The organism is Bosea sp. Tri-49, assembly GCF_003952665.1.
GTDB lineage: Bacteria > Pseudomonadota > Alphaproteobacteria > Rhizobiales > Beijerinckiaceae > Allobosea.
Genome location: NZ_CP017946.1, coordinates 4808169 through 4820900 on the forward strand (window position 1 = coordinate 4808169; position 12732 = coordinate 4820900).

Genomic DNA, 12732 nt, shown 5'->3' on the forward strand with positions numbered 1-12732 from the left:
CTCGTCATGCTCGCCCTTGTGGCGAGCATCCACGTCTTGAGCGCCGTCTTGCCCAAATGAAGATGTGGATGGTCGGGACAAGCCCGACCATGACGGGAAGGTCGTGTTCATGGGTTCCGGGCTCTTCGCTGCGCGAAGCCCCGGAAAGACGGCCGAAGCTCAGCAGAAGTCGAAATCGACGCCTTCATCGGCCTGGAGCACGTGCGCGTCATAAAGCCGGTCATACCCACGGCGCGCCTTCGCGGGCGGTTGAGACAGTGCGGCCCGGCGCGCCGCGAGCTCGGCCTCGTCGACCGGCAAGTCGAGCCGCCGCTCGGCAACGCTGAGCCTGATCCGGTCGCCGTTGCGGACCAGCGCGAGCGGGCCGCCGACCGCCGCTTCCGGTGCGACATGCAGCACGATCGCGCCATAGGCGGTGCCGGACATGCGGGCGTCGGAGATGCGGACCATGTCCTTGACGCCCTTGGACGCGAGCTTGCGCGGGATCGGCAGATAGCCGGCTTCCGGCATGGCGGCGGCGCTCTTGGGACCGGCATTCTGCAGAACGAGAATGTCGTCGGCCGTGACGTCGAGATCGGGATCGTCGATGCGGGCGGAGAGGTCTTCCAATGACGAGAAGACGACGGCGCGGCCCTCATGCTCGAGCAGGCGCTTCTCGGCCGCAGCCCGTTTCACAATGGCGCCGCGCGGCGCAAGCGAGCCGAACACCGCGACGAGCCCGCCATCGGGATCGACCGGGTCCTGGCGCGAGCGGATGATCGTGCGGTCGAGCTGGTCGAGCAGGGGTTCGTCGATCAATTCGCCCAGCGTCTTGCCGGTGATCGTCATGCAGTCGAGATGGAGCAGGTCCCGGAGTTCGCGGAGCACAGCCGGCACGCCGCCGCCGGCGAAGAAGTCTTCCATGTAGTTGTCGCCGACCGGCTTCAGGTTCACCAGCACCGGCGTCTCGTCGGAGAGCTGGTTGAGGCGATTGAGGTCGACCTTGATGCCGGCGCGGCGAGCGATGGCGGTGAGGTGGACCACCGCATTGGTCGAGCCGGAGATCGCCAGCAGCACGCGCCAGGCATTCTCGATCGCCTGCTCGGTGACGATCTGGCGCGGAAGCAGGGTTTGCGTGCCGATCAATGCGACGGCGCGTTTGCCGCTTTCCTCGGCGCAGCGCAGCCGGTCGGCGTGGACGGCGGGGATCGCAGCCGAGCGCGGCAGGGCCAAGCCCAGCGTCTCGGCGATGCAGGCCATGGTCGAGGCGGTGCCCATCACGGCACAGGTGCCGGCGGTGGTGGCGAGCCGGCCCTCGACCATGTCGATCTCTTCCTGGTCGACGTCACCAGCGCGGAAGCGGGCCCAGAAGCGGCGGCAATCGGTGCAGGCGCCGAGCCGCTCGCCCTTATGGCGGCCGGTCGACATCGGCCCGGCGACGAGCTCGACGGTCGGGACATTGGCCGAGAGCGCCGCCATTAACTGCGCCGGCACGGTCTTGTCGCATCCGCCCATCAGCACGACGGCGTCGATCGGCTGGGCCCGGATCATCTCCTCCGTGCCCATCGCCATCAGGTTGCGGAACTTCAGGCTGGTCGGGTTGAGGAAGACCTCGCCGAGCGAGATCGTCGGGAATTCGACCGGCAGGCCACCGGCCATCAGCACGCCGCGCTTCACCGCCTCCAGCAGTTCGGGGAAGTGCCGGTGGCAGTTGTTGAAGCCGCTATAGGTGTTGGCGATGCCGACGATCGGACGCGCCAGCGCCTCGTCGGAATAGCCCATCGAGCGGGCGAAGGAGCGGCGCAGATAAGCGGCGAAGTCCGGGTCGCCATAGTTGGTCAGCCCGCCGGCGATGCCGCGTCCCTTAGGCTTCTCGCCTGCCATGCCCGCTTCTCCCTGGATTTGTTCTGAGGAGAAGCTTGCCGGGATCGCCGGCGCTGTCGAGGCCGCCCGATGCAGGACGGCCTCGCACTGGGTTCAGTAGCCGAGGGCGCAGCCGTCCTTGCGCGGGTCGGAGCCGCCGGTCAGCGTGCCCTTCTCCCAATCAATCCAGATCGCCTGGGCCCCGCCCATCGGCGATTTCGGCGGCTGGACGTCGAAGCCGCGCGCCGTAAGCGCTGCGCCGACGCTGTCGCGCAGGCGGCTTTCGGTCTCGACCGTGTTCGTTCCCGGCAGCGGGAAGAGGCGCGGCAGGTCGATCGCCTCCTGCAGATCGAGGCCATGATCGAACAGCTTGGCCAAGAAATGGGCTTGGCCCATCGCCTGATAGTGCCCGCCCATCACGCCGAAGGGCATGACGACGCGGCCGTTTTCGGCAAGCATGCCGGGGATGATGGTGTGCATCGGGCGCTTGCGGGGCGCGATCGCGTTGGGATGGCCCTGCTTCAGCACGAAGCTCTGGCCGCGATTATGGAAGAGCACGCCGGACTTTTTGGTCATCAACCCGCTGCCATAGGGCGAGAAGATCGAGTTGATGAAGGAGACGGCGTTCCGGTCCTTGTCGACGACGCTGATGTAGACCGTGTCCTTGTGCTCGGCGCCGCCGGGGACGACCGGCAGCGGATCGAGCGCGCGCTCCGGATCGATCATGCCGGCGAGTTCGTCGGCGAGCTTATTCGAGAGCAGGTGCTCGACCGGAACCTCGGCCTTGGCGGGGTCGGCGAGGAAGCGATCGCGGGCGGCGTAGGCGAGGCGGGTCGCTTCCAGTTCGATATGCAGGTTTTCGACCGCGAGCGGGCCGCCCTTGGGCTTGAAGCGCTCGAGGATCTTCATGATCAGCAGGGCGATGACGCCCTGGCCGTTGGGCGGGCACTCATAGACGGTGCGGCCACGGAAGCTTGCGCTGATCGGCGTGACGTATTCGCCCTCGGCCGTGGCGAAGTCGTCAGCCGTGTGCAGGCCGCCGGCGGCCTTTAGATAATCGACCATCTCCAGGGTGATCTCGCCGCGATAGAAGGCGTCACGGCCCTCGCGGCCGATCGCTTCGAGCGTCTCGGCCAGGGCCGGCTGGCGCTGGACAGTGCCGGCCCGCGGGGCCTGCCCGTCGACGAGGAAGGTCGCGGCGGCGTTCGTGTCCTGGATCAGGAGATCGCGCTGGGCGGCGAGGTCGTAGGCGGCGCGCGGCGTCAGGGCATAGCCGTCGCGGGCATAGGCGATAGCCGGCGCGAGGACCTCCGCGAGCGGCAGGCGGCCATGGTCCTTGTTGAGCTGGGTCCAGGCATCGATCGCGCCCGGCACGGTGACGACATGCGGCGAATGCCGCTCCAGCGTAGTGATGCCGGCCTTCTCGTACCAATCCAGCGTCGCGGCGGCCGGCGTGCGGCCCGAGCCGTTATAGGCGAGGACATCGGTCGAGCCGCCGCGCGCATAGAGCACGAAGCAGTCGCCGCCGATCCCGGTTGAGCCGGCTTCGACGACGCATTGCACGGCGCAGGCGGCAATCGCCGCATCGATCGCATTGCCGCCGGCCTTCATGATGTCGAGCGCGGCGAGCGTCGAGGCGGGATGCGAGGTCGCCGCCATCGCATTGCGGCTGATGGCGAGGGACCGACCGGGAAGTTCAAGATCGCGCATGGACTAGCTTTCGTGGCAATCTGGCCGGCGTTCGCCGCCGGCCTTTTTGGGGAAGGAAGCGAAGGGCGCTCAGCCCTTGCGCAGATTGGTGAAGACCGGGACGCCGTTGAGCATGCCCGTCAGGGTCTTGCGATAGGCGACCGGCTGCAGATACTGGCCGGCCGGGACATAGGGCACGTCCTGCATCGCCTGCAGCTCGATCTCGCGGGCGATCGCCTTCTGCTGCGCCGGGTCGCCGGCGGTTAGGAAGCGGGCGCGCAGGGCCTCGATCTGCGGGCTGTCGGGCCAGCCCGGGCTGCCCTTGGCGCCGTTGCCGCGCAAGGGCGAACTCGTCGCCGGCGAGCCGAGGTCAAGCCCTGCCCAGTAGGTAACGTAGCAGCTCCAGCCGCCCTGCTCGACCGGGTTGCGATTGCTGATGCGCTGCAGGACGGTGCCCCAGTCGGCTGCGACGAAGTCGACATTGACGCCGATCTTGCGCAGCGCGTCGGCGGCGACGTCGCAGACCAGAGAGATGCGCGGCACGTCCTGCGCCGCGAGGAAGACGGCGCGCTCGCCCTTGTAGCCGGCGGCAGCGAGCTCCTGCTTGAGCTTTCCGAAATCCTTCGGGCCCTTCAGGGCCTTGGCGGCGACGTCGGACGCCATCGGCGAATTGTTCGGGAAGAAGCCGATGCTGCCGCGCTCGACCTGCGGGTCGCCGCCGCAGACCGCGTTCATGCACTCTTCCTGGTCGATCGCCTGGAGGATGACGCGCCGGATCGCCGGATTGTTGAAGGGCGGTTGCAGATGGTTGAGCCGGAGCTGCCCGGCCATGCCGGTCCGATCCTTGACCTCGACCACGATGTTCGGGTCCTTCCGCAGCAGCGGCAGGAGGTCGATGATCGGCTGCTCGACCCAGTCGACCGCACCGGTCTGCAGCGCGGCGACCGCGGTCGCGGCATCAGGCATGACAACGAATTCAATGCGATCGAGATAGGGCGAGCGCGGGCCGGCGGTGAAGCTCGGCGTGCCCCCGGAACGCGGGACGTAAGCCTCGTGCCTGGCATAGACATGGCGGGCGCCGGCGATGCGCTCGGCGGTGAGATAGCGATACGGGCCACTGCCGATCGCCTCGGGGATCTGCTTGAACGGGTCGGTCGCGGCGAGGCGCTCCGGCATGATCGCGGCGACAAGGGCGCTCGGGCGGGCGAGCGCCGCCGGCAGCTGCGGGAAGGGCGTCTTCAGCCGGAAGACGATAGTGCGATCATCAGGCGCCGAGAGCTCGTCGGTCGCCGCCATCAGCGCCTGCCCGAAGGTGTCGCGCACGCCCCAGCGCTTGATCGAGGCGACAGCATCGCGCGCCAGCACTTTACTGCCGTCATGGAAGACGAGGCCTGGCCGCAGCGTCAGGATCCAGCGCTTGCCGTCATCCTCGACGACATGGCCTTCGACCATTTGCGGCTGGGGCTGGAACTGGTCGTCGAGCCCGTAGAGCGTGTCCCAGACCAGCAGGGCGTGGGTGCGGGTCGAATATCCGTTGGTCCAGATCGGATCGATGATCGCGACGTCGGAATAGGGCACGAAGCGCAGGGTCTTGGCATCCTGCGCCGTGGCGAGATGCGGTGCTGCCGGCAGGAAGGCGGCAGCTGCCGAGGCTTTCAGGAACTGGCGTCGATCCATGGTTGATCCCCTCATTGTTCTGGCTGACCCTCGGGCGTCCTCGGGAGCGCGGCCTTCTGGCGGGCCGCTGCGTGGTTCGGTTCAGAGCTGGGCGCTGGCCGGCAGGGCCGATGGAGCTCCGGCTGCCTGACCGCGGCTGCGCAGAAACTCGGCGAGGCGAGGTGCGGTGCGCAGGACGTGGTCGCGCATCACCGCCTCGGCATGCTCGGCGTCGCCGGTCCTGATGGCCTCGACCACCTCGTCCTGGCGCTCGGTGGCATGGGCCGGCTGGGCGACATGGTGGAGCCAGACGCGCATATAGGGCTCGACGGCGATGTGCAGCGCCGCGATCTGGGCGATCAATTTGGGTCGCCGGCTCAGGCCACAGATATAGGCGTGGAATTCCTGGTGTTTGCCGAGCCAGTCGGCGCCGCCGGCTGCGCCGGCGCGATGCATGCGGACGACATGGTCGTCGAGGTCGGCCAGTGCCGCGGCGTCGAAGCGCGGCATGGCCAAGCGGACCGCCAGTCCCTCCAGCACGGAGCGGATCTCGAAGAGTTCGTAGATTTCCTCGATGGTCAGACCCGAGACGATGCAGCCGCGATTGGGGCGGATGAGGACTAGCCCCTCATTGGCGAGGCGCTGGAAAGCCTCGCGCACCGGCATGCGGCTCATGGCGAGCTCGCGCGCGATCGTCTCCGGGATCAAGCGCTCGCCGGGCTGATAGCGCGCGCTGCGGATGTCCTGGAGGATGGCGCGATAGGCCTCGTCCTGCGCCGTCGCGGCCATGCCCTTGGAGGCGAAGCTCATCCCGTTCCCTCGCAAGCCGTCTGCACTCGATCAACCGCTCTGTATGAGTGTATCCACTATTACAAAGCTAGAATCGGGCGACGCGCAAGGGGCTTGCGCGGTGACAGCGCCATGGCGTCGGAGGGTCAGAGTGCGGCGGCGTAGAATTCGAGATAGCGGCGCGTGACCTCGTGCCAGGAATAGGATGCGAGGTCCGAGAGGCGCGGGCGCGTATTGCCGGGGTAGCGGACAAGATCGGCATGAGCTTGTTCGACGGCCAGAGCGGCCTCGTCCACATCGGCGAAATCGACGGTGCGGACGACAGGGAATTTGCTCGCCAGGCCGGCGAAGGCCGCATTGGGCTGGACGATCGGGACGAGGCCGGCGCTCATCGCCTCGACCAGGGCAAGGCCGAAGCCCTCGAACTCCGAAGCGGAGACGAAGAGCGAGGCACGGCTCATCACCGTTCGCGCCGCGGCATCGTCGAGGCTGAGATGGAGCGCCACATTCTGCTCCATGCCGGCGTCGGCGATCGCCCCGCGCAGTGCTTCTTCGGTCCAGTCCGAGGTGACGCCAAGCATATCGAGCTGCCAGCTCGGCTCGCGCCGCGCCAGCGCCGCCATCATCGCAATCAGCCGGTCGGGGCGCTTGTTCTTGGAGAAGCGGCCGATGCTGACGAGGCGCCGCTGCGGCTCCGGGCTGGAGGCGCCGGCAAACTTATCGAGGTCGACGCCGTTCTCGATCACCCGGACCTTGCCGGGCGCGAGCCGCTCGAACATGCGGGCATCGTTGGTGCTGCAGCCGGCGATGCCGCGATAGATCTGCGCCGAGAGCCGGGTCGGGCCGTTGAACCAGAGCTTCTTCAAGCCTGCGAAGTCGGCGGTGTGGAAGAAGCCGCCATGGGTAGTGGCGACGAGCGGCTTGCGATGCAGCAGCCAGCCGAGCGCCAGCGCGTCGAAGAAGAAATCGATCGCATGGACATGGACGAGATCGGCCTCGCGCAGATGGGCGAAGACGTCAGGCGCGACCGGATAGCGCGTCGAGCCGCGGAAGGGGATGCGGCTGACGGGGATGCCGTCGATCACCTCGCTCGCCGGCAGGACGAGCTCCGGCCGTGAGAACAGGCGATCGAGGGTCACGACGGACGGGCGCAGGCCAACGGCGAGCTGGGCCCGGCAAAGATTGGCGACGACGTCCTCGAGGCCGCCGCGATTTGGCAGGAACTGGCGCACGACATGGACGATGCGGGTGCCTGCCGGCACTGCGGACGCCGAGCGATGGGAGAAGGGAGCGGTCACGGTTTGGCCTCCGGACCGCAAATAGCAGTAGGCTTCTTCGCCTTGAAGCGCTGAGTTAGCAGCTTCATCTGCGGGCGTTCGCCAGCCGGGGTGGGCTCGAGGTTGAAGACATAGTCCGCCGGCCACCAAGCCCCGGCCCCCCAGGCGGTCCAGCCCAGCCATTGCTGCGGGTTGGCATCGAGCTTCGTCACCATCTGCCGCAGCGCAGTGAGGCATTCGGGCCGGTTCGAAGCGGCGAACTCGCCGAGGAAGCCGCGGCGGCCATGTGTCTTGAGCCAGGCGGTGACGTCGTCGATGCCCTTCAGCGCACCGGCGGCGGCCGAGCATTCCGAGGCGCGGCCGGAATAGTCGGCGTCGAGATATTGATGGAAGTCGTAGGCGTAACGGTCGAGCGGGTCGACGACGCCGAGCAGATCGCGGCCGTTGTTGCCGACGGGCAGATCGGAGGTCCAGCTATGGGCGCCGCCGAAGGCCGTGCCGGTGACGAGCAGCAATTGCTTGGCGCCCGCCTTGCGGATCGCGGCGATGGCGGTGTTCTGGATCTTGGCCCAGTTCGCGCTGTTGATGTCGTGCGGCTCGTTCATCAGCGAGAAAACGAGCTTGGGACGGTCGCGATAATGCTGCGCGAGCTTGCCCCAGACATCGGCGAGCGCTGCGGCCGGGAGTTCGGCCGAGCCGAGCTGCTTCTTGGCGTAGTAGCCGTAATTATGCAGGTCGATGATGGCGACCAGCCCGGCCTCGTTGATCCGGCGGACTGTCTGGTCGAGATAGGCGAGCTCCATGATGTCGAGCGAGCCGTTGAGTTGCGGCTGGAGGCGCTCCCAGCGGAAGGGCAGGCGGACGGCGCTCGCACCGAGCTTGCCGAGGCGCTGGATCGCCGCTTCGCTGGGATAGGTGTAGTCGGTGTCGACCTTGCCGGGCGTATCGCCGAACTCGGCGCCCGACAGGTTGACGCCACGCAGACAGGTCTCCGCCCATGCGGGCAGAGCGGCGAGCAGCGCCAAGGCGAACACGGCCGCCCTCATGGCGCGACGATCCGCAGGAGCGCATCGAGCAGCCGGCGCCCGGCGGCGAGATGCGTGAAGTTGTGGTCGGCGTCGGCGAGCATGGTCAGCGAGGCGTTCGGATAGGCGGCGAGGCCCTTGCCCGCCTCGCCGAAATAGGTCTGGAGCTCGGCCAGGCCGACGTCACCGTCGGCATAGAGCAGCGAGAGCTCGACCTTGCGCGCGGCGAGCGTGGCGAAATGGCGATGGCACTGGTGATGGAGCCGGCCATGCTTGGTCAGGCGTCCAAAGATCGGCGCGAGCTTGACCGAGAGCCGCTTGCGATAGCGGTAGATCAGATAGCGCCCGGCCGGCCCGACGCGGAGCTTGCCGGTGAGCAGGCGGCGCAAGCCGTCCTTGCGGGCCAGCGTCGCGCCGAGATCGCCGGCGCTGCGATGGGCATAGCGGATCGCATCCTCGACGCTTTCGTCGGGGTCCCAGACGAAGCGCTCATTGTTGACGATGACGAGGCGGCGGATGCGTTCGTCGGCGACGGCGGCATGGAAGGCGGCATAGGCGCCGCTGCAGCGCCCGATCAGGACCGGCGCCTCGAAACCGCGGGCCTGCATAGCGTCGATGGCGAGGCGGACATCGTCGATCTGCGCCTGGGAATAGAGTATCTCCTCCGGCCCGTCGGCTGCCACGCCGCTGTCGCCGACGCTGCTGGCATCGAAGCGCAGCGAGGCGATGCCGCGTGCCGCGAAGGCGCGGGCCTGGTTCACGCTGACCCGGGCCCAGCCGATATGATAATCGCGGCCGGCATTGACGAAGACGATGGGTTCGCGCGCCGCAGGGCCGAGCGGCTCGCAGAGCACGCCGAATAGGCGCCCATCCGGGCCGAAACGGATCGGGCGCTCGGTGAAGCCGTCGCCGAGCACGCCTTCTGACGGGCCAGGTAACCGGGGCATGCTGCTGCCGGTGGCAGCAGAGCCCTCCGCTTCGGCTCGCCCGGCGATCCAGTCGACGATACCGGCGATCGTCGCCTTTGGCGGACGGGCCGCCGTCGGGTCGGTGGTCAGCGTCTCGTAGCCTTCATAGGCACGTTGCGTCACCGTGCTGCCAAGGCCGGCGAGGGTCTCGGCCAGGGCCGCGTCGCCGGAATGGCCGGGCCGGGACAGCAACAGAACCTGTTCCGACGGCGCCTGCCGGGGTGCGCTTGTTCCGAGGGTTGCGATCGCTGGCAGGCGGCCGGGGGCAATGCGCAAGCCCGCTACGGCGCAGCGCGTGTCGTCGTCCGGGTCGGTGCCGATGCCGATCCGATCCGAGACGATGCGCGTCCAGGCCGCAAGCTCGCGCAGATAGCGCTTGCCATTACCAACCGGGGCCATCAGCACGCTGGCGGCGACCGGAGCGAGATTTTCGGCGAGCTTGAGCGCCAGTGTCCCGCCGAGCCCCTGACCGAGCAGAACGAGGCGCTCGCAGCCGCTGGCGTGCCGCAGCAGATCCGCGGCGGCGCTGATCGTCTCGAACCAGTCGTCGAGGCCCTGCGGGTCGGCAGCTTCCTGCGCATCGCCCTGGCCGGGATAGTCGAAGCGCAGGCAGGCGATGCCCTTGTCCGCGAGAGCCTGGGCGAGGCTGCGCCAGGTGGCGCGCAGGCAGAGTTCCTCATAGCCGATGGCGCCGAGCATCAGCACCGCGAACGGCGCTTGGCCGGGATGGAGGACGCCCATGCTGCGGCCAAAGGTTACCGGCGTGCCATAGGGCGAGGCCGCCGCCTCGCCGGCTGGGTCGACGCGATAGGCCGCGACCGCCGTCATCGGCCGGCTCCTTCGCTGGCGCGATCCGTCGGCGGCGGGGCGGTCTTGTCGGCCGGCGCGCCACCGAAAAGGAAGGGCCGGAAGAAGGCGGTGGCCATGTTGTCGATCCGCCATTTCTGCTTGATCCAGTACCAGGCGGCGAGGCTCGAAGCGGTATTGAAGATCAGCCCGGCGATGGCGATGCCCATCAGCCCGCCGATCCGGGCCAGCCCGTAGAGCAGGCCGAGATAGATGACGAACATGATCGCCCGCGCGATCAGGAAGAAGCGCTCGCCGCCGCCAATCATCAGCAGCCAGGAGCCAGGGCCGAAGAAGGCGAGCGAGACCGAGAGCACGCAGAGCGCGACCAACACGTTCTCATGCTGGACGAATTCCGGATTGAATAAGTGCAGGATGAAGGGCGCGACGACGGCGAGCGCCAGCGCCCCCAGCAGCGAGATGCAGAAGCTCGCAAAGGAGAGCCGGCCGATCAGCAGCTGTGCGCCGGCCGTATCGGATTTCTGGAAGCGGGCGGCGATCATCGGAATGCCGACGGTGTCGATTGCCGCGAGCGGCAGGAGCAGCAGCATCGAGATGCGCAGCGCCACGAAATAGAAGCCGGCCTGATCCAGGCCGATCAGGACGCCGATCAGAATGGTCTCAAGATAGGCCGAGGCGGAGTTGAGAACATTGTTGGCGATGAAGTAGCCGCTTTCGCGACGCCACTCGCCATGGGTCTCCGCCGGCACCTGCTCGCGGGCCTTGAGCCAGCTCAGCCCTTCGTCATGCAGGAAGCAGACGCATTGGTAGAGCGTGGTCGCGGCGAGCAGGCCGGTGACGATCGCCATTGCGCCTGCGCCGCCGACCAGCATGCCGGCAAGGCCGGCCGCACCGATGCACAGGATCGAGCTACCGCGCCAGACGATCTCGCGTGGCACCAGCGACATGTTGATCCGGCCGTGGATACGGAAATAGTTCTGCAGATACTCGCTGAGCGCGAAGATCGCGGCGAAGACGAAGGCGAGCCAGAGATAGCGATAGGTTGGAGGTAGCTCCTCGGCGAAGAGCCAGAGCGGCAGGGCGGCGGCCAGCAGCGCGAAACAGCCGAGTGCGAGCCAGCGGGCGTTGACGCCGAGCAATGCCTGGTTGAGCGGATGACCGCTCGCCTCGGTCCGGCGATAATGCTTCACCACGAGGATCTGCTGGCCGAGCACGGCGATCAGCCCGAGCGCGCTGCCGATCGAGAACAGGAAGACATAGAGCCCGTATTCCTGCGTCGGCAGGAAATGGCTTGCAGCCAGCAGCACCAGGAAGCTCAGCAGCGTGCTGCTGAAGCGCGACGAGAAGGCGGGAAGGAAGCGACCCGCGCCGGTCCAGGCGAGTTCGAGCAGCGCCTTCATGGGCGCGCTTCCTGCGGTTGCAGCAGGGCGCCTTCGGTCGGCTTGCCGACGAGGCTGTCGAAGACGGCGCCATAGGCTGCCGCGATCCTGCCAGGTGCGTAGCGCCCCGTGGCGGCGAGCGCGCCGGCCGACCACTGCGCGACCAGCGCGCGGTCCTGGACAAGATTCATGATCTCCGCGGCGAGCGCAGTATCATCGCCAGGAGCGAACAGGGCGCCATTGATGCCCGGCTGAATCGTTTCGGGGATGCCACCGGACCTAGCGCCGATCACCGGCACGCCATGGGCGAAGGCTTCGATCACCACGCGGCCGAAGGGCTCGCGGAACAGTGAGGGGACTGCGAGGACGTCGATCTGCGGCAGGAATTCGTCCGGCCTGGTCCAGCCGAGGAAACGGGTGTTCTCCGTCGGGAAGCGCTCGGGCAGCGCCTTGGCGTAGTCGCCATGACCGGTTCCGGCGATCAGGAACTCGACCGGCTGATCTCTGAGACGATGAGCAGTAGCTGCGAGCGTGTCGAGGCCTTTGACCGGGTCGTGGACACCGATGAATCCGACGCGCAGCGGGCGATCCGCCGGCGGCGCAGAGCGGGGCAGGGCGCCGGGAACGGGCGCGATCGCGCCGGGAATCGCGTGCGTGGTCGCGTTCGGGAAATAGCCGTGCTCGGTGTGGCGGCCGATGATGAAATCGGTCTCGCCAATCACGGCGTCGACGAAGCGTGAAGACAGCTTCTTGCCATACGACGTCGCCTGGCAAGAGGAGCAGGCGCGGCCACAATTGTCGCTGCCGCGCCACATGCTGCCCCTCCAGCAGAGCAGGAAGGTGCTGCGCAGGATGTGAGCGACCGGCACGCCGCAGCTCTTCGCCGCCGCCCAGGTCGCGACATTGATGTTCTCGATCGAGTCGGTCAGCACGATGTCGGGCTGGAGTCGCCGGATTTCGCGCCGCATGACGAGGAAGGCGCGGGGGTTGAAGTTCTCCAGAGCATGCCAGATCGCCTTCTTCCAGGCCGGGCGCGGCAGCCGGTAGTTCCAGTCGATATTGAGCGAGCGCAGCCGATGCACCGGCACGCCGTCATAGATCTCGTGCCGATCCTCGCCGGCGACGTTCACCACGGTCAGGTCATGGCCGGCGGCGCGCAGCAGCTTGGCGACGATCATCGCCGAGATCGGTCCGCCGCCGTCGATGAACGGCGGGAATGCTGCACAGGCCATCAGGATACGCATATGGTCTGGACCTGTCCTCGTCACGGCGCGTTTGCTGAGCCGGCCTTTCCCTTGGG

At 67.7% G+C, this 12732-nt stretch carries 9 protein-coding genes; all 9 read right to left on the bottom strand.

The window, feature by feature from the left end:
* Positions 1 to 159: 159 nt before the first annotated feature.
* The 9 genes from BLM15_RS23255 to BLM15_RS23295 all read right to left on the bottom strand — a co-directional run bounded on the left by BLM15_RS23255 (position 160) and on the right by BLM15_RS23295 (position 12676).
* Positions 160 to 1863 (bottom strand): dihydroxy-acid dehydratase, encoded by a 1704-nt coding sequence (locus BLM15_RS23255; RefSeq protein ID WP_126114986.1) that lies wholly within the window; start codon positions 1861 to 1863, stop codon positions 160 to 162.
* Positions 1864 to 1956: 93 nt separating this feature from the next.
* A complete protein-coding gene (gene ggt, locus BLM15_RS23260) occupies positions 1957 to 3552 on the bottom strand; it encodes a gamma-glutamyltransferase (protein WP_126114987.1) in 1596 nt (531 codons plus the stop codon).
* A gap of 69 nt (positions 3553 to 3621) precedes the next feature.
* A complete protein-coding gene (locus tag BLM15_RS23265) occupies positions 3622 to 5208 on the bottom strand; it encodes an ABC transporter substrate-binding protein (RefSeq protein ID WP_126114988.1) in 1587 nt (528 codons plus the stop codon).
* An 81-nt stretch (positions 5209 to 5289) separates the two neighbouring features.
* A complete protein-coding gene (locus BLM15_RS23270; protein WP_126114989.1) occupies positions 5290 to 5997 on the bottom strand; it encodes a GntR family transcriptional regulator in 708 nt (235 codons plus the stop codon).
* A 125-nt stretch (positions 5998 to 6122) separates the two neighbouring features.
* Positions 6123 to 7274: a glycosyltransferase family 4 protein gene (locus tag BLM15_RS23275; RefSeq protein WP_206438558.1), complete on the bottom strand. Its 1152-nt coding sequence runs from the start codon at positions 7272 to 7274 to the stop codon at positions 6123 to 6125.
* Positions 7271 to 8299: a glycoside hydrolase family 5 protein gene (locus BLM15_RS23280; RefSeq protein ID WP_126114990.1), complete on the bottom strand. Its 1029-nt coding sequence runs from the start codon at positions 8297 to 8299 to the stop codon at positions 7271 to 7273. The genes BLM15_RS23275 and BLM15_RS23280 overlap by 4 nt, the downstream gene beginning before the upstream one ends.
* Positions 8296 to 10074 (bottom strand): alpha/beta fold hydrolase, encoded by a 1779-nt coding sequence (locus BLM15_RS23285; protein WP_126114991.1) that lies wholly within the window; start codon positions 10072 to 10074, stop codon positions 8296 to 8298. The genes BLM15_RS23280 and BLM15_RS23285 overlap by 4 nt, the downstream gene beginning before the upstream one ends.
* Positions 10071 to 11453 (bottom strand): lipopolysaccharide biosynthesis protein, encoded by a 1383-nt coding sequence (locus tag BLM15_RS23290; RefSeq protein ID WP_126114992.1) that lies wholly within the window; start codon positions 11451 to 11453, stop codon positions 10071 to 10073. The genes BLM15_RS23285 and BLM15_RS23290 overlap by 4 nt, the downstream gene beginning before the upstream one ends.
* Positions 11450 to 12676: a glycosyltransferase family 4 protein gene (locus tag BLM15_RS23295; RefSeq protein ID WP_126114993.1), complete on the bottom strand. Its 1227-nt coding sequence runs from the start codon at positions 12674 to 12676 to the stop codon at positions 11450 to 11452. The genes BLM15_RS23290 and BLM15_RS23295 overlap by 4 nt, the downstream gene beginning before the upstream one ends.
* Positions 12677 to 12732 lie beyond the last annotated feature (56 nt).

Bases quoted from the DNA above. Each gene is read 5' to 3' on its own strand.
- BLM15_RS23265 (WP_126114988.1), bottom strand. From the start codon at position 5,208: ATGGATCGACGCCAGTTCCTGAAAGCCTCGGCAGCTGCCGCCTTCCTG.
- BLM15_RS23285 (WP_126114991.1), bottom strand. From the start codon at position 10,074: ATGACGGCGGTCGCGGCCTATCGCGTCGACCCAGCCGGCGAGGCGGCG.
- ggt (WP_126114987.1), bottom strand. From the start codon at position 3,552: ATGCGCGATCTTGAACTTCCCGGTCGGTCCCTCGCCATCAGCCGCAAT.
- BLM15_RS23255 (WP_126114986.1), bottom strand. From the start codon at position 1,863: ATGGCAGGCGAGAAGCCTAAGGGACGCGGCATCGCCGGCGGGCTGACC.
- BLM15_RS23295 (WP_126114993.1), bottom strand. From the start codon at position 12,676: ATGCGTATCCTGATGGCCTGTGCAGCATTCCCGCCGTTCATCGACGGC.
- BLM15_RS23290 (WP_126114992.1), bottom strand. From the start codon at position 11,453: ATGAAGGCGCTGCTCGAACTCGCCTGGACCGGCGCGGGTCGCTTCCTT.
- BLM15_RS23280 (WP_126114990.1), bottom strand. From the start codon at position 8,299: ATGAGGGCGGCCGTGTTCGCCTTGGCGCTGCTCGCCGCTCTGCCCGCA.
- BLM15_RS23270 (WP_126114989.1), bottom strand. From the start codon at position 5,997: ATGAGCTTCGCCTCCAAGGGCATGGCCGCGACGGCGCAGGACGAGGCC.